The sequence below is a fragment of the Amycolatopsis sp. WAC 04169 genome (assembly GCF_003947535.1).
GTDB lineage: Bacteria > Actinomycetota > Actinomycetes > Mycobacteriales > Pseudonocardiaceae > Amycolatopsis > Amycolatopsis keratiniphila.
The window spans coordinates 376,834-395,597 of the sequence record NZ_QHJI01000009.1; the positions used below are offsets into that span (position 1 = coordinate 376,834).

The 18,764-nt window shown below is 67.9% G+C and carries 18 protein-coding genes; 11 read left to right on the forward strand and 7 right to left on the reverse strand.

Features of this window, described 5'->3' with window-relative positions; translation table 11 throughout:
- Positions 1 to 3: 3 nt before the first annotated feature.
- Positions 4 to 390, reverse strand: a complete 387-nt coding sequence (locus DMC61_RS27015; protein ID WP_063270791.1) for a MarR family winged helix-turn-helix transcriptional regulator — start codon at positions 388 to 390, stop codon at positions 4 to 6.
- An 86-nt stretch (positions 391 to 476) separates the two neighbouring features.
- Here DMC61_RS27015 and DMC61_RS27020 point away from each other — a divergent pair, with 86 nt between their 5' ends.
- Entirely contained in the window at positions 477 to 1,934 is a 1,458-nt protein-coding gene (locus DMC61_RS27020; RefSeq protein WP_125692267.1) for an MFS transporter, read from the forward strand.
- Between the two features lie 52 nt (positions 1,935 to 1,986).
- On the opposite strand, the gene DMC61_RS27025 is transcribed toward DMC61_RS27020, so the two are convergent.
- Positions 1,987 to 3,237, reverse strand: coding sequence for a cytochrome P450 (locus tag DMC61_RS27025; protein WP_125692269.1), 1,251 nt, complete (start codon positions 3,235 to 3,237; stop codon positions 1,987 to 1,989).
- 48 nt (positions 3,238 to 3,285) lie between these two features.
- Here DMC61_RS27025 and DMC61_RS27030 point away from each other — a divergent pair, with 48 nt between their 5' ends.
- Positions 3,286 to 4,014: an alpha/beta fold hydrolase gene (locus DMC61_RS27030; protein WP_125692271.1), complete on the forward strand. Its 729-nt coding sequence runs from the start codon at positions 3,286 to 3,288 to the stop codon at positions 4,012 to 4,014.
- A 54-nt stretch (positions 4,015 to 4,068) separates the two neighbouring features.
- Here the strand turns inward: DMC61_RS27030 and DMC61_RS27035 are convergent, their stop codons facing one another.
- From DMC61_RS27035 to DMC61_RS27045, 3 genes are all read right to left on the reverse strand, one after another.
- Positions 4,069 to 5,505 carry a PLP-dependent aminotransferase family protein gene (locus DMC61_RS27035; protein WP_125692273.1) on the reverse strand — a complete coding sequence of 479 codons (1,437 nt, stop codon included), beginning with the start codon at positions 5,503 to 5,505 and terminating at the stop codon, positions 4,069 to 4,071.
- A 12-nt stretch (positions 5,506 to 5,517) separates the two neighbouring features.
- Positions 5,518 to 9,126 (reverse strand): methionine synthase, encoded by a 3,609-nt coding sequence (gene metH, locus DMC61_RS27040; RefSeq protein WP_125692275.1) that lies wholly within the window; start codon positions 9,124 to 9,126, stop codon positions 5,518 to 5,520.
- Between the two features lie 143 nt (positions 9,127 to 9,269).
- Complete coding sequence (locus tag DMC61_RS27045) at positions 9,270 to 10,358, reverse strand: acyltransferase (RefSeq protein ID WP_125692277.1); 1,089 nt, start codon at positions 10,356 to 10,358, stop codon at positions 9,270 to 9,272.
- A gap of 291 nt (positions 10,359 to 10,649) precedes the next feature.
- Here DMC61_RS27045 and DMC61_RS41225 point away from each other — a divergent pair, with 291 nt between their 5' ends.
- The 5 genes from DMC61_RS41225 (at position 10,650) to DMC61_RS27065 (ending at position 13,105) form a co-directional block, all read left to right on the forward strand.
- Positions 10,650 to 10,799 (forward strand): hypothetical protein, encoded by a 150-nt coding sequence (locus DMC61_RS41225; RefSeq protein ID WP_158634140.1) that lies wholly within the window; start codon positions 10,650 to 10,652, stop codon positions 10,797 to 10,799.
- A gap of 27 nt (positions 10,800 to 10,826) precedes the next feature.
- Complete coding sequence (locus DMC61_RS27050) at positions 10,827 to 11,285, forward strand: SMI1/KNR4 family protein (protein WP_125692279.1); 459 nt, start codon at positions 10,827 to 10,829, stop codon at positions 11,283 to 11,285.
- A gap of 156 nt (positions 11,286 to 11,441) precedes the next feature.
- Complete coding sequence (locus tag DMC61_RS27055) at positions 11,442 to 12,332, forward strand: SMI1/KNR4 family protein (RefSeq protein WP_125692281.1); 891 nt, start codon at positions 11,442 to 11,444, stop codon at positions 12,330 to 12,332.
- Positions 12,333 to 12,366: 34 nt separating this feature from the next.
- Positions 12,367 to 12,861: an SMI1/KNR4 family protein gene (locus tag DMC61_RS27060; protein WP_125692283.1), complete on the forward strand. Its 495-nt coding sequence runs from the start codon at positions 12,367 to 12,369 to the stop codon at positions 12,859 to 12,861.
- Positions 12,854 to 13,105 (forward strand): hypothetical protein, encoded by a 252-nt coding sequence (locus DMC61_RS27065; protein ID WP_125692285.1) that lies wholly within the window; start codon positions 12,854 to 12,856, stop codon positions 13,103 to 13,105. The genes DMC61_RS27060 and DMC61_RS27065 overlap by 8 nt, the downstream gene beginning before the upstream one ends.
- A gap of 35 nt (positions 13,106 to 13,140) precedes the next feature.
- Here the strand turns inward: DMC61_RS27065 and DMC61_RS27070 are convergent, their stop codons facing one another.
- Positions 13,141 to 13,818, reverse strand: a complete 678-nt coding sequence (locus DMC61_RS27070) for a peptidylprolyl isomerase (RefSeq protein ID WP_125692287.1) — start codon at positions 13,816 to 13,818, stop codon at positions 13,141 to 13,143.
- Positions 13,819 to 13,942: 124 nt separating this feature from the next.
- Here DMC61_RS27070 and DMC61_RS27075 point away from each other — a divergent pair, with 124 nt between their 5' ends.
- A complete protein-coding gene (locus tag DMC61_RS27075; RefSeq protein WP_125692289.1) occupies positions 13,943 to 14,545 on the forward strand; it encodes a hypothetical protein in 603 nt (200 codons plus the stop codon).
- 12 nt (positions 14,546 to 14,557) lie between these two features.
- On the opposite strand, the gene DMC61_RS27080 is transcribed toward DMC61_RS27075, so the two are convergent.
- Positions 14,558 to 14,827, reverse strand: a complete 270-nt coding sequence (locus tag DMC61_RS27080; protein ID WP_037342353.1) for a DUF2631 domain-containing protein — start codon at positions 14,825 to 14,827, stop codon at positions 14,558 to 14,560.
- Between the two features lie 95 nt (positions 14,828 to 14,922).
- Between DMC61_RS27080 and dxr the strand changes: the two genes are divergently transcribed.
- The 3 genes from dxr (at position 14,923) to ispG (ending at position 18,646) form a co-directional block, all read left to right on the forward strand.
- Positions 14,923 to 16,128 carry a 1-deoxy-D-xylulose-5-phosphate reductoisomerase gene (dxr, locus tag DMC61_RS27085; protein ID WP_125692291.1) on the forward strand — a complete coding sequence of 402 codons (1,206 nt, stop codon included), beginning with the start codon at positions 14,923 to 14,925 and terminating at the stop codon, positions 16,126 to 16,128.
- A 3-nt stretch (positions 16,129 to 16,131) separates the two neighbouring features.
- Positions 16,132 to 17,376 (forward strand): RIP metalloprotease, encoded by a 1,245-nt coding sequence (locus DMC61_RS27090; RefSeq protein ID WP_125692293.1) that lies wholly within the window; start codon positions 16,132 to 16,134, stop codon positions 17,374 to 17,376.
- A 118-nt stretch (positions 17,377 to 17,494) separates the two neighbouring features.
- Positions 17,495 to 18,646: a flavodoxin-dependent (E)-4-hydroxy-3-methylbut-2-enyl-diphosphate synthase gene (gene ispG, locus DMC61_RS27095; RefSeq protein ID WP_073849032.1), complete on the forward strand. Its 1,152-nt coding sequence runs from the start codon at positions 17,495 to 17,497 to the stop codon at positions 18,644 to 18,646.
- Positions 18,647 to 18,764: the final 118 nt, after the last annotated feature.

Below are 18,764 nucleotides of genomic sequence, written 5' to 3' on the forward strand. Positions count from 1 at the left end.
GAGTCAGGCGTCGACGGTGAGGGTCTCTTCCAGGGTTGCCCGGTGCGTCGGCTTCGCCTCTTCGTAGCGGCGACGCCCCTCGTCGGTCACGACGACGAAGATCCCGCGCCGGTCCGATTCGCAGAGCGCGCGCTGGACGAGGCCCTCACGCTCGAGACGGGCGACGAGCCGCGAAGTGGCGCTCTGGCTCAGGTGCACGACCTCGGTCAGGTCGGCCGCGCGGCATTTGCCGACCACGCAGGTGACCAGGCGTTCGAGGGCTTCGAACTCGGTGACACCGAGCCCGTGGCGTTCCTGAAGGCGGCACTCCAGCCGACCGAAGACCGCCGCATGGCGGGCGGACAGGTCGTGCCACTCCCGCAGCAGGTCTTCTTCGGCGACGTCGCTCACGCGGCCCAAGATAGCATGCACGTGAATTTTATGCAAAGTCATTAAATGCACTTGCATTAGATGCGTGTGCATGTACTGTACGGATCATGAGTTCTTCCGTGCAGCTGTCCACCAGCTCGACAAGGTGGGACGCGCGCCTCTGGGGTGTCCTGCTCACTGTGTCCGTTGTCGTCGGCCTCGACGCGCTCGACGTGTCGATGGTCGCCGTCGCCCTCCCGTCCATCCAGGCCGACATCGGCCTCTCCACCGGTGCCCTGCAGTGGATCATCAGCGCCTACGTGCTCGGCTACGGCGGCCTGCTGCTCCTCGGCGGCCGCACCGCCGACCTGCTCGGCAGGCGCCGGGTCTTCCTCGTCGCCGTCGCGGTCTTCGCGCTCGCCTCCCTGCTCGGCGGTCTCGTCGACGACGGCGCGCTGCTGATCGCCACCCGCTTCATCAAGGGCCTGGCCGCCGCGTTCACCGCACCGGCCGCGTTGTCCATCATCACCACGACCTTCCACGAAGGCCCCGCCCGCAACCGGGCGATCAGCATCTTCGCCGTCTTCGGTGCCAGCGGGTACTCCGCGGGCCTCGTCTTCTCCGGTCTGCTCACCGAGGTGGGCTGGCGCTGGACGTTCCTGCTGCCGGTGCCGATCGCGATCGCCGCGCTGGTCGCCGCGATCAAGCTGATCCCGTCCTACCAGCCGCAGACGGGTGGCGGTTACGACTTCCCCGGCGCGATCACCGGTGCCGCCGGTTCGCTGCTGCTGGTCTTCGCCGTGGTCGAGGCGCCGGAGATCGGCTGGGCCGCGCCGCGGACGCTGATCTCGTTCGCCCTCGCGCTCGCCCTGCTCGTCACCTTCGTGCTCATCGAGAAGCGCAGCAAGCACCCGCTGCTCCGGCTCGGCATCCTGCGCTCCGGCCCGCTGGCCCGCGCGAACCTCGGCGGCGCGACGTTCTTCGGCGCGTACATCGGTTTCCAGTTCGTGGTCATGCTGTACCTGCAGAACGTGCTGCACTGGTCCGCGCTGCAGACCGCGCTCGGATTCCTGCCCGCCGCGCTGATCGTGGCGTTCGGTTCACCTCGGATCGAGCCCCTCATCGACCGGCTCGGCACCCCGCGCACGATCCTCGCCGGCGTCGTCGCCCACGTCATCGGGTACGCGCTGTTCCTGCGGATCGACGAGAGCTCCGGCTACGCCGGTTCGGTGCTGCCTAGCATGATCCTGCTGGGCATCGGCTTCATGCTGGCCTTCTCGTCGCTGAACATCCAGGCGACCAACGGCATCTCCGACGACGAACAGGGGCTCGCCGGCGGGCTGCTGAACACGTCGATCCAGGTCGGCGGCGCGATCGGGCTCGCCGTGGTGACCGCGGTCCTGACCGGCAACTCGGGCGGCGCCACCGGCCCGGCCGCGCTGCTGAACGGTCTGGCGCCCGCGCTGACCGTCGTCACCGGCATCGCCGTGGTCAGTGTCCTGGTTGCGCTGTCGGGAGTCGTCGGCCTGCGCAAGGCCGAAGCCCGCTCCGCCATCGCCGAACCGGAGTACGCCGCCGCCGAATGACAAGGGGGGGCGATGCCCCTTCCCGCGCTCGGGGGCGGGAAGGGGCATCGCGCTACCAGCGGATCGGCAGGGATTTCAGCCCGTTCTGGAAGTTCGACCGCAAGCGCACCGGTTCACCGGCGAGTTCGGCCTCGCCGAGCAGATCCAGGACCGCTTCGAACATCGCACGCAGCTGCACCCGCGCCAGCTGGGCGCCGAGGCAGAAATGCGGACCGTGCCCGAAGGTCAGGTGATCGTTGGGCGTGCGGCCGATGTCGAAGCGGTCCGGGTCTTCGAAGACGGACTCGTCGCGATTCGCGGCCGAGAACCACACGACCACCTTCTCGCCCGCGCGGATGTCCACATCGGACAGGACGACGTCCTCGGTCGCGGTCCGGCGGAAATGCATGACCGGCGTCCAGAAGCGCAACATCTCTTCCACCGCACCGGGAAGCAGTGAACGGTCGGCCAGCAGCCGCCGGTACTGATCCGGATGCGACAGCAACGACAACATCCCGCCGGGGATGCCGTTGCGCAGTGTTTCGTTGCCCGCCACGGAAAACAGCCAGAACAGGTTCTCGAACTCCGCGATGGACACCCGGCCACCGTCTTCCACGTGCCCCATCAGGTTGCTCATCACGTCGTCGCCGGGATGCCGCCGCTTGTATTCGCCGAGCGCGGTTGCGTACGCGTAGAGATCCGGCATCCCGGCGCGCGTGCGCGGATCGGGCATCGCGCCGTCCGGTTCGGGAACCGGCCGCACCGCCAGCGCCGCCCGCGCGAGATCGGTGACGTCGTCCGCCTCGACGGTCGCGCTCACCGCGTAGTCGGCGTCCTGGTAGCCGATCACGCGATTGCTCCAGTCGTACATCAGCCGCCGGTCCTGTTCGGGGATCCCGAAGACCTCGGCGAGCGTCAGCAACGGGAGATCGGCGGCGAGGGTGGCGAAGTCGCACTCGCCGTCGTCCCGGACCCCGGCGACCAGTTCCCTGGCCCAGCCCTGGATCCGCTCGGTGAGCCTGCCGACCGCGCGCGGCGTGAACGCCTTGGTGAGCAGGCCGCGCAGCCGGGCGTGCTCGGGCGGATCCATGTTGAGCATCATGCGGCGGACGTAACCGAGGTCCTGCTCGGTCGCCGGATCCCGGATCTGTGTCCCGCCGAGGTGCGACGAGAACTGCTTCGGGTTCCTCAGCACGTGCTTGACGTCCGAATGCCGCAGTACCGCCCAGAAATCGTCCACGCGCACGACCGGCGATTCCCGGCGCAGCGCCGCGAGGTGCTCGTACGGCACGCCTCGGGTGTATACGTCCGGATCGGTGATCACGGCGTCGACACTAGCCCGCGCACCGGGACCTGAGGAAAGATCCGTCCGGTGGACAAGCTGAAGATGCGCACCGCCGGAACCGAAGGCCCCGCCGTGCTCCTGCTGCACGGCCTCGGCGCGACGGGTGCGGTCTGGGAAGGCCTGATGCTGCAACCCGGTTACCGCTGGCTGGCGCCCGACCTCCCCGGGCACGGGGCTTCACCGCACTCGACGCACTACTCCTTCGGCGGTCTGGCGGCGGCGGTCGCCGACGTGCTCCCGGAACGCGGTCCGCTGCTGGTGATCGGCCACTCCCTGGGTGGGGTGGTCGGGCTCGCGCTGGCCAGCGGCTGGTTCGGGCTCCGGGTCGACGGGTTGCTCGCGGTGGGCGTCAAGGTCGAATGGAGCGAGTCCGACCTCGCGAAGGCCGCCGACATGGCGGCGAAACCGCCCAGGGTGTTCGCGGCCCGCGAGGACGCCGAACGAGCCTTTCTCAAGATCGCCGGGTTGACCGGTCTCGCCGAAGCGGACCCCGACGGCATCGTCGAAACCGAGGGCGGCTGGCGGCTGTCGCTGGATCCCCGCGCGTTCGCGGTCGGCGCTCCCGACATGCCCGGCCTGCTCGGCGCGGCGCGCTGTCCGGTCGCCCTCGCCGCCGGTGAGCACGACCCCATGAGCCGCCCCGAACAGCTTCGCGCGCTCAACGAGGCTTCCGTCGAACTTCCCGGGCTCGGCCACAACGCCCACGTCGAAGACCCGGCCGTGCTCCTGGCCTTCCTCGGGCAATTCGTCCTCTGAATGCGGTAGTTCGCCGTCGAACCACCGCATCCAGAGGACGAAATGCGTGGGCGGCTAGCGTCGAAGGCGGCCGAGGGTGGCGATGCCCTCGGCGATGTCGCTCGCCGGGCTCGCCCCGTAGCCGAGCACGAGGCCCGGATTCATCGGCCGCTGACAATGCCACGACAGCGGCTGGACCTTCACCCCTTGCTCCAGCGCGGCGGCGGCGAAGTCGAGGTCGGAGAACTCGCCGTCGAAGGTGATCGTCAGATGCAGTCCGGCGGCGGCGCCGTGCACCACGGCGTCCGGGAGATGCGTCCGGAGCGCGTCGATCATCGCGTCCCGGCGGCGGCGATGCCGCTTGCGCACGAACCGCAGCTGCCGTTCCATCTCGCCGGATTCCATGAGATGCGCGAGCACCAGCTGCGGGAGGACGGCGTTGCCGAGGTCGGCGAACCGTTTGGCCGCGACCACCTCGTCCCGGTAGCGCGGCGGCACCAGCATCCAGCCGACCCTGAGCGCGGGCGCGAGCCACTTCGACACACTGCCCGCGTAACAGACCTGCTCGGCGAGCATCGAGCGCAGCGCGGGGACCGGCGGGCGGTCGTAGCGGTGCTCGGCGTCGTAGTCGTCTTCGATGATCAGCCCGCCGTCCGCGGCCCAGCGCATGAGCTCGCGACGGCGTTCCCCGCCGAGCACGACCCCGGTCGGGAACTGGTGCGCGGGTGTGAGCAGCACGGCGGGCGCGCCGCTGCGTACGAGCTCGTCGACGTCGATCCCGTCTTCGTCGACCCGGATCGGCGGTGTCGCCAGCCGCCGGTCGTGCAGATGCTGCCGCGCGCCCAGCGAACTCGGATCCTCGATGGCGATCTCGGAGATGCCGTTGTCGTGCAGCACCTGCGCCAGCAAGCCGAGTCCCTGCGCGACACCGGCGACGATCAGCACGTCGTCGGCGTCGGCGGTGATGCCCCGGGTGCGGGCGATCCAGTGCGCGATGGCCAGCCGCAACGCCGGCGCGCCCCGCGGGTCGCCGTAGCCGAAGGCGGCCGCCGAGAGGTCGTTGAGCACGGTGCGCTCCGCGCGTAACCAGGCCGTCCGCGGGAACGCCGTCAGATCCGGCACGCCGGGGGACAGGTCGATCCGCGCCGGGGTCGACCGCAGCGAGTCGAAGACGCCGATCCCGGGAGCGGGCCGGAAGATCGTGCCCGCGGCCGGGGGACCGGCCGGCGCCTGCTCCTTCGTCCGCGCGGGCGCCGCGACGACCACGGTGCCCGCGCGGCCGCGTCCGGCGACGTGACCGTCTTCGACCAGCCGCTGGTAGGCCTCGGTGACCACCCCTCGCGAGACCCGCAGGTCCGCGGCCAGCGCCCTGGTCGCGGGCAGCCTGCTGCCGACCGGCAGGCGGCCGTCGGAGATGGCGTGCCGCAACCGCGACGCCAGCCAGTCCGACCGGCGCCCCGGCGGGGCGTCCCCGATGTCCAGCTGCAGGAAGTCCGAGCCCTCGGCAGTCACGCGGTCATTGTGTCATTCGGGGTCGTAGGCGAGGTTCGGGCGGAGCCACTGCTCCACAGTGGACAGTTCGAGGCCGCGGCGGACCGCGTAGTCCTCGATCTGGTCCTTGCCCAGCCGCCCGACGGTGAAGTACCGCGAAGCGGGGTGGGCGAAGATCAGCCCGCTGACGCTCGCCGCCGGTGTCATGGCGAACGACTCCGTCAGCGCCATGCCGAAGCTGCCCGCGTCGAGCAGGTCGAAAAGCTCCTGCTTCTCGCTGTGATCCGGGCTCGCCGGGTACCCCAGCGCCGGGCGGATGCCGCGGAACTTCTCGGCGTGCAGGTCTTCCAGTTTCGGATCGGCGTCCGGCTCGAACCAGTCCCGCCGCGCCTGGAGGTGCAGGTGCTCGGCGAACGCCTCGGCGAGCCGGTCCGCGAGCGCCTTCACCATGATGGCGCGATAGTCGTCCTGCTTCGCCTCGAACTCGGCCGCGAACTCCTCGGCACCGAGGATGGTGACCGCGAACCCGCCGAGGTGATCGCCCGCGCCCGCCGGGGCGATGTAGTCGGACAGGCAGCGGTTCGGCCGCTCCAGCGGCTTCTTGGTCTGCTGGCGCAGCATCGGGAACTTGAGGCCCGACTCCAGCACGATGTCGTCGCCCTCGGAGTGCGCGGGCCAGAACGCGTACGCGCCCTTGGCCTGGAACCGTTCCTCGGCGACGATCTGGTCCAGCAGGGTGTTCGCGTCGTCGAACAGCTCGCGCGCCACCGGGTTGTCCAGGATCGCCGGGTACTTGCCCTTCAGCTCCCAGGCAAGGAACAGGAAGGTCCAGTCGATCATCTCGCGCAGTTCGGTGATCGACGGCGAGACGTACCGGACGCCGGTGAACGCGGGCGTCGGGATGTCGTCGAAGGAGACCTTCTCCGGGTTGGCCCTGGCCTGCTCGACCGTCAGCAACGGCGTGCGCTGCTTGTTCGCGTGCTGTACGCGCAGCTCTTCCTGGTCCTCGCGGTTCTTCTTGTCGAGGATCTCGGCGCGGTCCGCGTCGAGCAGGTCGCCGACGACGCCGACGACACGGGAGGCGTCGAGGACGTGCACGGTCGTGTGTTCGTACGCCGGCGCGATGCGGACCGCGGTGTGCTGGCGTGACGTGGTCGCGCCGCCGATCAGCAGCGGCAGCTTCAGCCCGCGCCGCTCCATTTCGGCGGCGACGTTGACCATTTCGTCCAGCGACGGGGTGATCAGGCCGGAGAGCCCGATGGCGTCGGCGCCCTCGGAGACCGCCGTGTCGAGGATGACCGAAGCCGGGACCATCACGCCGAGGTCGATCACCTCGTAGTTGTTGCAGCCGAGGACGACGCCGACGATGTTCTTGCCGATGTCGTGCACGTCGCCCTTGACCGTCGCCAAGACGACCTTTCCGTTGCCCTGGCGGGTTTCGACCCGGCCTTCGAGGCGCGCCTTCTCCTTCTCGGCCTCCATGAACGGCTCGAGGTAGGCCACCGACCGCTTCATCACGCGCGCGCTCTTGACCACCTGCGGCAGGAACATCTTCCCGGACCCGAACAGGTCGCCGACGATCTTCATGCCGTCCATCAGGGGGCCTTCGATGACCTCGAGCGGCCTCGGCAGCTTCTGGCGCGCTTCCTCGGTGTCCTCTTCGATGTAGTCGACGATGCCGTGCACCAGCGCGTGACTCAGGCGCGCCTCGACCGAATTCTCCCGCCAGGAGAGATCGACCGTGCGCTTGGTTCCCTTGCCACTGACCGTTTCCGCGAACGTGACCAGCCTGTCGGTGGCGTCCTCACGGCGGTCGAAGAGCACGTCCTCGACCAGTTCCAGCAGGTCCTTGGGGATGTCCTCGTAGACCGCGAGCTGCCCGGCGTTGACGATGCCCATGTCCAGCCCGGCGCGCACGGCGTGCAGCAGGAAGGCCGAGTGCATCGCCTCGCGCACGACGTTGTTGCCACGGAAGGAGAACGAGAGGTTCGAGATACCGCCGCTGATGTGCACGCCGGGGCAGCGTTCCTTGATCCGCGGCAACGCGTCGATGAACGCCTTGGCGTACCCGTTGTGCTCGGAGATACCGGTGGCGACGGCGAGCACGTTCGGGTCGAAGATGATGTCCTCGGCGGCGAAACCCGCTTGCTGGGTCAGCAGGTCATAGGCGCGGGCGCAGATCTCGACCTTGCGGTCGGCGGTGTCGGCCTGGCCTTCCTCGTCGAAGGCCATCACGACCACGCCGGCGCCGTAGTCGCGAATGCGGCGAGCCTGCTGGAGGAACTGCTCCTCGCCCTCCTTGAGACTGATGGAGTTGACGACTCCCTTGCCCTGCACGCATTTCAGCCCGGCTTCGAGGACCGTCCAGCGCGAGCTGTCGATCATGATCGGCAGGCGGGCGACCTCGGGTTCGGTGGCGATGAGGTTCAGGAACGTGGTCATCGCCTTTTCGCTGTCGAGCAGGTCGGCGTCCATGTTGACGTCCAGCAGGTTCGCCCCGCCGCGGACCTGCTCCAGCGCGACGTCGACGGCGGCCTGGTGGTCGTCGGCCTCGATCAGCTTGCGGAACTTGGCGGATCCGGTGACGTTGGTCCGCTCGCCGATCATGACGAACCCGGTGTCCTTGCCGATCTCGAACGGCTCGAGCCCGCTGAACCGGGTGTGCGCCTTCGGATCCGGGACGGTGCGCGGCGCCATTCCCCGGACGGCGTCGGCGATCTCCTTGATGTGCGCGGGCGTCGTGCCGCAGCAGCCGCCGACGACGTTGACCATCCCGGCCGTGGCGAAGTCGCCGAGCAGCCCGCCGGTCTCCTCGGGTGTCTGGTCGTACCCGCCGAACGCGTTCGGCAGGCCGGCGTTGGGGTGACAAGCCGTGTACGTGCCCGCGAGGCGGGACAGTTCGGCGATGTGCGGGCGCATCTCCTCGGCGCCCAGCGAACAGTTGACGCCGACGAGCAGGGGATCCGCGTGCTCGATGGAGCTCCAGAAGGCCTCGACCGTCTGACCGGACAGCGTCCGGCCGCTCAGGTCGACGATCGTCACCGAGATCCACAGCGGCAGATGCGGGGCGACGTCACGGGCCGCGGCGATCGCGGCCTTGCAGTTGAGGGTGTCGAAGATCGTCTCGATGAGCAGCAGGTCCACGCCGCCCTCGGCGAGCGCCTTGATCTGGTCGGCGTACGCGGCGTACACCTCGTCGAAGGTGACCGCGCGGAACGCCGGGTCCTCGACCTTGGGGGACAGCGACAACGTGACGTTCAGCGGCCCGACCGACCCCGCGACGAACTTCCCGCCCGCCGCGTCCGCCGCCTCGCGCGCGATCTGGGCGCCGCGGAGGTTCATCTCGTACGCGAGATGCTCCAGCCCGTAATCCGCCTGGCCGATGGTGGTGGCGGTGAACGTGTTCGTCGTCGTGATGTCCGCGCCGGCGTCCAGATACTGGCGGTGGATGTCGAGGACGACGTCCGGCCGGGTGATGTTCAGCAGGTCGGGGTCGCCGGTGATGTCACGAGGGTGATCCTGGAACCGCTCGGTGCGGTAGTCCTCGGGTTTGAGGCCGGCGTTCTGGAGCATCGACCCCCACGCGCCGTCGAGCACCACGATGCGCTCATCCAGCAGCTTTCGCAGGGCGGTCGTTTCCATCCAGCGCTCCTCCCATGTCGTGGGAGGCGCCCTTGCGGTGAAGTCCGGGGCCGAGCGTGGCGGACCCCGCGGTCCGTTGCAGCGCCTCTCGACCTTGGCGACCAGACTACCGGACCCGCACAAGGGTGATCCGCCCGAATCGCTCAGCCGCTGGCCAGGGCGGGTTCGGCTTCCCGGATCGTGGGACGGGGCGGTGCGGGCCTGCGCCGGGCGACCAGTTTGCGGCCGACCTCGATCATCGGCACCTCGACCCAGCGGTAGAGGACGTCGGAGATGACGAGAGCGACGACGGTGACGGCGATCGCGGTAAGCGTCCGGTGGGTGCCCAGCTGAGGAATCGACAGCGCGACCACGGTGGCCGCCACCCCTTGCAGGAGGTACACGGAATACGACCGCTCGCCGATGAACCGCATCGGAGGGGTGGAGAAGAGCCAGGCGATCGGGCCGCGAGGGATCAGCGAGGTGATGAACAGCGCGACCAGCACCGCGTACGTGGTGCCGCCGATCGTGCCGCCGTCCTGGAAGAAGGCCTCGATGTCGGTGATGTGGATCTGGAGGACGACGAGGATCGCGAGCAGGACGAAGCAGGCGATGGGGTGCGTGAAGACGCGGAGGACCGCGAAGCCCTTGCGGTAGTGGAGGCCGATGGCGAGCGCGCAACCGATGATGATGGGCGAGTAGGCGCCGGCGTACGGCATCACCGGGATCAGGGCGATCATGAGCGCGATCAGGCCGATCGCCAGGCCCAGCCGCTTCGGGAAGCTCAACGCCGCGATACCGAAGGCCAGGAACGGCCAGACGAGGTAGAACTTCTGCTCGACCCCCAGCGTCCACGATTGACCGAAAGGTGCGTTGTGGGCGAATTCGTTGGTGAAGGTCAGGAAGTACGGCATCGCTCCGGCAAGCCCGCTGGACGTGTACTGGCCGCGCAGATAGGTGAACACCACGATGATGCCCAGGACTGCGAAATACACCGGAAGAATGCGAAACGCGCGACGGATATAGAAGTTCGCGAGCGAGATCCTGCCGTTTCGATCTTCTTCGCGCAGTGCCAGCGTGGTGATCAGGAAGCCGGAAAGTACGAAGAAGAGGTGGACGCCGATCCACCCGTTGGCCGTGGCCCACGACGGTCCTCCGTAGTGGAACACCACCACGAGGAGCGCGGCGATCGCGCGCAGCCCGTCGAGGGCCGGGAATCTCTTCGTGGACAGGTACTGCTCGTGCGTCATCATTTTGAACCCCCAGGAGCGTCACCGGTAGTCGGGCCGATGCGGACGCGTCACTCTAAAGGGTGAAATACTGGTTCCTGTGAGCGGGCTGTGTGGTTTCTGTGTCCGCCGCTCTCTCGTGGCGGGCTTATTGTTGGAGATTTTCCAGCTTGCGTGACTTGCTGCTCTTGAATGCCGGGAAGAGAAGTGACTTATGGCGGTCGACTATGAGGCGTGGTGTGTCGACGAACCGCGAATGGCGTCGGTCGCTCGTGTGGCCACGGTCACTGCCGAGATCCCGGGGCGGTGGTCGTCATGGCGGCCGGGGTCGTTCACGGCGGCGAGGTCGTCGACGAAAGCGGCAGGCTCGGGCAACGTGTGAACGAGTCCGGTGAACTCATGCTCAAGCTGTTGAGGTCGGGCGAACGGGAGCCCGCGAGACTGGTCGAATGCGTGAAGTCGTGAGCGGCCGGCAAGAGGTGGTGGACGGTCATGGAGTTCGATGAGTTCGATGCACTGGTGCTGCGGACCAGGGAGGGGTTGCGGACTCAGGACTACCCCGAAGGCTTCTTTCCTTTCGATTCATGGCGTTCGTCCGAGGATGAGATCGAGCGAGTCGAGCACGAGCTCGATGTTCGCCTTCCTGGGCAGTGCAAGGAATTCATGGTGCGACATGGCGGTGGCGCGTTCCTCTTCGTCGATCTGCTGCCGGTCGTCGCCCCAGGCCCGAGAGCAGAAGACCTCGTCTCGGTCAATCGCGATTCCCTGCGGGAGACGGGATTCCTCGCGGTGGCCCCGGTCGGTACCGGGGATTGGTGGGGCTTCACCTTGACGGGAACCGAGTGTGACGAAGCGGTCGATCTCCGATCGCACGACGATGGCCTGCGCGAACGTGAGGCGCCCGGTTTTCTCGATTTCCTGGTTCGGCACGGGCTTGGGTGTGACTCGTGAACCAAGTTGCCCTGGGTTTCCATGCCATCGTGCGAAAGGTGTCGTCGCCGGATCTCGGCAACGGAACCATCGTGCATCCGTTGCGGGAAGTGGCCGCGGGTTGTGCGGAGGCGCCTTCGTGTCCGACACCGCTGAGATGAGGGATCAGGTCATCGAATGAGTGTCGAAGCGAGCGAGCGGCTGATCGGACTGATCCGCGCGAACGAAGACATCTCGAACCATGCCGACGGTTGGGACGAGGCGACGATCAGCGCCGCGGAACGAACCCTGGGCGCCGCGCTCCCTCCCTCGTATCGCCGCCTGCTCCAGGAATTCGGCACCTGGGACATCGCGGGCGAGGAGTTCATCGGGCCCATCACCGAGACCTTGGAGATGCGCCGCGACTACGGGATGCCCGCCGAACTGATCCTGGTGGCGTTCGACGGGATGGGCGGGGTGGTGGCCCTCGACTCCTCGCAGCCGGATGACGCCGGCGAGTACCCGGTCCTGGGATGGGTTCATCACAACGAGCCTTCGGAGAAGCTGGGTGACGATTTCGGATCTTTCGCTCTCGCGTTGTGTGCCCGATCTCTGTACCGAGGAAGCGTGAAACTTCCCGTCGGCTCTGCGGGCAGCGTCGCGCAGGACCTCCTCGGACTACCCGGATCACGTCCGAAACCCCCGACCGTCGACGAGGTGGTGGCAGCCGTCAGGTGCTTCGAAGCTGTCGGGTTCGCCGTACCCGATGGCGTGGATACCGACGGTTTCCTCTTCCAGTACGGCGAAGTGAACTGGGGCTCCGAGCCGATGTTCGCGGTGGGGTTCGTGCGGCAGATGGAGATCGTCGACGCCGACGGTGAGCACGCAGAGTACTCACAGGTCGGCTTCGAGTTCCGCTGTCGTGTGGATGCGGGCCTGCGGTCACTCCGGAGCCGTGCGGTGTGGTGGTTTCGCGGCGACGGTGTCGATTTCGCGGATTGGCTCGCGTCGGTGACGGGGGATCCGGTTTGGAGGATGCTCCGGAAGAAGGAGATCGCCGAGTTCGTCCTTTCGCAGGAATCTGTCTGAGCTCGGCCGAGCAAGTGGTCTGGAGAGGAAGACGGTGATCGAACCGTTCGCACGTGAGGACATGTTCACTGGCCCGGCTGTCGACGATGCGTTGATCAGCAAGGCCGAGGAACGACTCGGGTATCGTCTCCCCTCGTCCTACTTGGACATCTTGCGTCGGATGAACGGCGGGCTCCTCCGCCGCCGACTGTGTCCGACGTCGTTCCCGACCTCGTGGGCGGACGATCATTTCGAGGTGCGATCACTGCTCGGAATCGGTGGTGACCACGGAATCGACTCAAGCGGCGGGCACGGCAGCCGGGACTTGATTTCGGAGTGGGAATACCCGGATATCGGAATAGTGCTCTTCGATATGCCTTCCGGTGGGCATGACGCGGTCATGCTCGACTATCGCGACTGTGGAAGCGGCGATGAGCCTGCCGTCGTTTACATCGACGAAGATCGAGTTCCCCGCCGGGTCGCCCGCGATTTCGGAGAGTTCCTCGGGCTCCTTGGCGGCCAGGAGAGTGACGTGGAGTCAAATGAGTGAGGGCGGCCAGGTCGTAGATCTGAAGTTCGCTGCGGCGCAAGGGGAAAGCACCGAAGTGTGCTTCGAACCGGTAGGAACCACCTTCTCCCTGAGAGATGGTGAGGCGGTCTTCCTTCGGACCGCGATCGCCAACGTGGCCTCGCTTGAGATCGTCTCGTGGCCCAACGGGATCGGGGTGTGGGTTCCCTATCCCGGCGACTACGCGATCATTGACTCGAAGGGGATCGAAATCGATCGGCTCTGATCCGCTTCCGTAAGACTGGACGGCCCGCAGCCACCTCAGAATCCCACGGTCGCCTTCTGGATCTTCACCGGCTTCGCGGGTAGTCCGTCCTGCGGCCCGTTCGGATCCGTCGGGATGATGCCGTTCGCCACGATCCGGTCCAGCACCTCCATACCCCGCACGACCTTGCCCATCACCGAGTAGTTCTTCGGGATGTTCGCGAACGAGTGCACGATGAAGAACTCGCTGCCGTTCGTGCCGGGGCCCTGGTTGCCCATGGCGATGGTGCCGCGTTCGTAGGTCTCGGTGCCGTCGACCTCGTCCGGGAACTTGTAGCCCGGCCCGCCCTTCTCGGCTTCGTAGATGTCGCCGCACTGCAGTACGCCGAGGCGCGAGGAGTTCGTCAGGCGCCAGCACTGGCTGCGGTCGTAGAAGCGCTGCAGGGCCAGGCTCGCCAGGTTGTGGACGGCGCACGGGGCGGCGCCGGCGCGGTTCAGGCGCACGGTCACCGGGCCGTAGTTGAAGCGGAAGGTGACGTCGACGGTGCCGCGGGTCAGAGCGAAGGGGAGCGGCCGCAGGACCGGACGGGCCGCGGGGTTTTCCGGCGTCGGCGTGAACTCGCAGCGCACGATCGGCAAGGACGCCGAGGACGCGGGCGCGGCGGTGGCGACGCCGGGCAGGAACACGGCGGCGAGAGCGGAAACGACAGCGGTGACACCCCAGCGCAGCTTCATGAGGGGGAACCTAACCCAAAAGGATGGTCGTCGGGTAGCCGTTCACGCGGGGGTGCCGTCCGGGTGGTCGTGAGTGGCGATTCGGGTTAGAACACGAATCGCCACTCACGACCAACGGAGCCGCATGTTCACCGCCGCGTACCTCGCCTTCTCCCTCGTTCTGCTCCCGCCCACCGAGATCCGGCCCGACCAGGTCGAACACATCGCCCTGCCGTGCGCCCAGGCGGGCGCGTCCGCCGACGACACCGACTCCGCCCAAAGCCTCAACCAGCAGCTCGCCACCAAGATGCGCGGCTACATGAACCCGTACAACACCTCGTGCGCCAGAGTGATCGTCGAGACCGTGCAGAGATCGGGGCTCAACGATCGCGCGGCGGCCATCGCGATCGCGACGGTGATCGTCGAGTCGAGTATCGCCAACCTCGACGGCGGCCTCGGCGACTCGGTCGGGCTCTTCCAGCAGCGCGCGAGCTGGGGCTCCTTCGAACAGCGCACCGACCCGGTGTGGGCGACCGGCCGGTTCCTCGCCGTGATGCGGCAGTTCTACCCGAACGGCACTTGGAACAACGTCGCCATCGGGGACGTCGCCGCGGCGGTCCAGCGTCCGGCCGCGAAGTACCGGCATCGCTACGGGGTCGAGGCCGGTGACGCGGTCAAGATCGTCAACGAGTTGTGGGCCCAGAACGGCGAATGGCCCCTGCCCACGAAGGTGGACAGGGGCCCTTGAGCCGTGAAGGACCTACTTGCGCCAGGCCGTGCGCTGCTTGCGGATGTCGAGCACCAGCCCGAACATCATCAGCAGCGACAGGCCGATCAGCCACAGGTTCTCGGTCCAGCCGTGGTGGTTGCCGTAGAGCATCACCAGCAGGATGATCGCGCTCAGCCAGCCCGCGATCCGCGTCGCCTTCGGGAAGGAACCGTGCCAGCCCCACTCGGCCGACGGCTCGTCGCGGGGGTCAACGGTGTCGACGCCCACCCGGCCGCGCTTTTCGACCGCTTTGCTCGCCACGATCAACTCCTCAAAACCCGATGGTTCGCTTGCCCGCGAATGATCCCACACCTGGCTGCACGCGCCCGACGGGCCCCAAGCGACAATGAGCCCCGATGACTACCTCGCGAAGTGTGCTCGTGCTCGGTTCGACCGGATCGGTCGGCGCCCAGGCCCTCGACGTCGCGGCCCGCAACCCGGAGCTGTTCCGGGTCGCCGGGATCGCCGCTGGCGGCTCCGACCCCGCCGCGCTGGCCGCGCAGGCCCTGGCGCACCAGGTCGACGCCGTCGCCATCAGCAGGCCGACGGCCGTGGAAGACCTGCAGCTCGCGCTGTACGCCGAGGCGCAGAAGCGCGGCTACTCCAGCGGCGACTTCAAGCTCCCGCGCATCTTCGCCGGGGCCGACGCGGTCGTCGAGATGATCGACGCCACCCCCGTCGACGTCGTGCTCAACGCGCTCCCCGGCTCCCAGGGGCTCCCGCCGACCCTGCGTGCGCTCGCCACCGGCGCCACGCTGGCGCTGGCCAACAAGGAGTCGCTGATCGCGGGCGGGCCGCTCGTGCTGGCCGCGGCCAAGCCGGGCCAGATCGTCCCGGTGGACTCCGAGCACTCCGCGATCGCGCAGGCCCTGCGCGCCGGCCGCGAGTCCGAGGTCGCCCGGCTGGTGCTCACCGCCTCCGGCGGGCCGTTCCGCGGGCGCGAGCGCGCGGAGTTGGCCGACGTCACAGTCGAGCAGGCGATGGCGCATCCGACCTGGTCCATGGGCCCGCTCATCACGATCAATTCGTCCACTTTGGTCAACAAGGGACTGGAGCTGATCGAGGCGAAGCTCCTGTTCGACATCGAGACCGACCGCATCGACGTGGTCGTCCACCCGCAGTCGATCATCCACTCGATGGTGACCTTCGTGGACGGTTCGACGATCGCCCAGGCCAGCCCGCCCGACATGCGGCTGCCGATCGCGCTGGCACTGCACTGGCCGGACCGCGTGCCCGGCGTCGCGACCGCGTGCGTCTGGGACCAACCCGCGAGCTGGACTTTCGAGCCGCTGGACAACGAGGCGTTCCCGGCCGTCGAGCTCGCGAGGCACGCCGGAACCGTGGGCGGTTGCGTCCCGGCGGTCTACAACGCGGCGAACGAGGAGCTGGTGGCCGCCTTCCTGGCACAGAACACCGGCTTCACCTCGATTGTGGACACTATTGCCCAGGTGGTGGAAGCCGCCGACGAATGGCGTCGTGAACCTCGCGACGTGGATGACGTACTAGCTGCCGAGCGCTGGGCTCGCGCGCGTGCCGGTGCGCTGATCGGTAAGGGGAAGTAGCGCGTGCTCTGGTTCATTCTCGGGATCGTGCTGTTCGCGCTGGGTATCTGCCTGTCCGTCGCCCTGCACGAAGCCGGGCACATGTGGGCGGCCAAGGCCTTCGGCATGAAGGTCCGGCGCTACTTCATCGGCTTCGGGCCGACGATCTTCTCCTTCCGCCGCGGTGAGACCGAGTACGGCGTGAAGTGGATCCCGCTCGGCGGGTTCTGCGACATCGCGGGCATGACCGCGCTCGACGAGGTCACCCCGGAAGAGTCGAAGCGCGCGATGTGGCGCTTCAAGACCTGGAAGCGCACCGTCGTCATGTCGGCGGGTTCGGCGATGCACTTCATCCTCGGTTTCATCATTCTGTACCTGATGGCCGTCACCATGGGCCTGCCGAACCCGGCCGCGCAGGCCGCCCCCACCGAAGCCGTGATCAGCGCCACGTCCTGCGCTCGCGCGGCGACCACGGTGGAGCAGCTGAACGACACCACCTGCCCGCCGGACGCCCCGACCCCCGCGAAGACCGCCGGTCTCCTGGCAGGCGACAAGGTCGTCTCCGTGGCGGGCAAGCCGATCAAGACCTGGCGCGAGATGCTCGCGGCCGTCCAGGTCGCCAACGGCCCGACGCCGTTCGTGGTCGAGCGGAACGGACAGCGGCTGAACCTGACCGTCGACGTGCCGCGCGTGCAGCGGCTGGTCGCCGACGGCTCCAACAACACCACGGTCAAGGACGTCGGCATGATCGGCGCCTCGCCGATCCAGAACACCGCGCCGCCGTTGCTGACCTACGGGCCGGTCGACGCGATCGGCGGGACGCTCAGCTTCACCGGCACGATGTTCGCCGAGACCGGCAAGCGGCTGATCGAATTCCCGTCGCGGATCCCCGCGGTGGTGGAGTCCATCTTCGGCGGCGAGCGCGACCCGAACACCCCGGTCAGCGTCGTCGGCGCCAGCCGGATCGGTGGCGAGGCCGCCGAGCGCGGGCTGTGGGAGATCTTCGTGCTCCTGCTGGCGAGCCTGAACTTCTTCATCGGCGTGTTCAACCTGCTGCCGTTGCTCCCGCTCGACGGCGGGCACATCGCGGTCGTCTGGTACGAGCGGGTCCGCGACTGGATCCGGAAGCTGCGCGGCAAGGCGGCGGGCGGACCGGTCGACTACACGAAGCTGTCCGCGGTCACGATGGTGCTCGTCTTCATCGGCGGCGCGGTGACCCTGCTCACCGTCACCGCCGACATCGTGAACCCGGTCAAGCTGTTCCAGTGACGCGGGAGTGCGGTGACGGAGCGCGCTGTCAGCATCATTGGGCTGCCCAGGTAATGCTGCTCACCGTGACGGCTGACGTCGTGGATGTCCGCCGATCGGGGTAGGTACGCTTGACGGCGTGACTGTCGCTCTTGGTATGCCAGCGCTTCCTCCTCCCGTCCTCTCCGAGCGTCGCAAGACCCGACAGCTGCAGGTCGGGCCGGTGGGCGTCGGCAGCGAGCACCCGATTTCGGTGCAGTCGATGACCACCACGCTCACTTCCGACGTCAACGCGACGCTGCAGCAGATCGCCGAGCTGACCGCTGCGGGCTGTGACATCGTGCGCGTCGCGTGCCCTTCGGCGGACGACGCCGAGGCGCTGCCCGCGATCGCGAAGAAGTCGCAGATCCCGGTGATCGCCGACATCCACTTCCAGCCGAAGTACGTCTTCGCCGCGATCGAGGCGGGCTGCGCGGCGGTCCGGGTGAACCCGGGCAACATCCGCAAGTTCGACGACCAGGTCAAGGAGATCGCGAAGGCCGCGAAGGACCACGGCACCCCGATCCGGATCGGCGTCAACGCGGGTTCGCTGGACAAGCGGATCATGGACAAGTACGGCAAGGCGACCCCGGAGGCGCTGGCCGAGTCGGCGCTGTGGGAGGCGTCGCTGTTCGCCGAGCACGACTTCTACGACGTGAAGATCTCCGTGAAACACAACGACCCGGTTGTCATGGTGCGCGCGTACGAGATCCTCGCCGAGCAGTGCGACTACCCGCTGCACCTCGGGGTCACCGAGGCGGGCCCGGCGTTCCAGGGCACCATCAAGTCGGCCGTCGCGTTCGGCGCGCTGCTGCGGCAGGGCATCGGCGACACGATCCGCGTTTCGCTGTCGGCTCCGCCGGTGGAAGAGGTCAAGGTCGGGATCCAGATCCTGCAGTCGCTGAACCTCAAGGAGCGCAAGCTCGAGATCGTCTCCTGCCCCTCGTGCGGCCGCGCGCAGGTGGACGTCTACACGCTCGCCGAGCAGGTCACCGCCGGGCTGGAGGGCATGGAGGTCCCGCTGCGCGTCGCGGTCATGGGCTGCGTCGTCAACGGTCCCGGCGAAGCGCGTGAGGCCGACCTCGGTGTCGCGTCGGGTAACGGCAAGGGCCAGATCTTCGTCAAGGGCGAGGTCATCAAGACCGTGCCGGAGCACGCGATCGTCGAGACGCTGATCGAAGAGGCCATGCGGATCGCCGAGGAGTCGGGCCAGACGATCGGCGAGGGAGAGCCCACCGTCACGGTCGGCTGACTGGTCGAGACCACGCTAGGAACGGTCCTTTCCTCGCAAAATTTGCGAGGAAAGGACCGTTCCTAGCATCCGGCGGCCCCGACCTGCCGAAGTTCTCTCAGCGTGTCGTGAAGCTTGC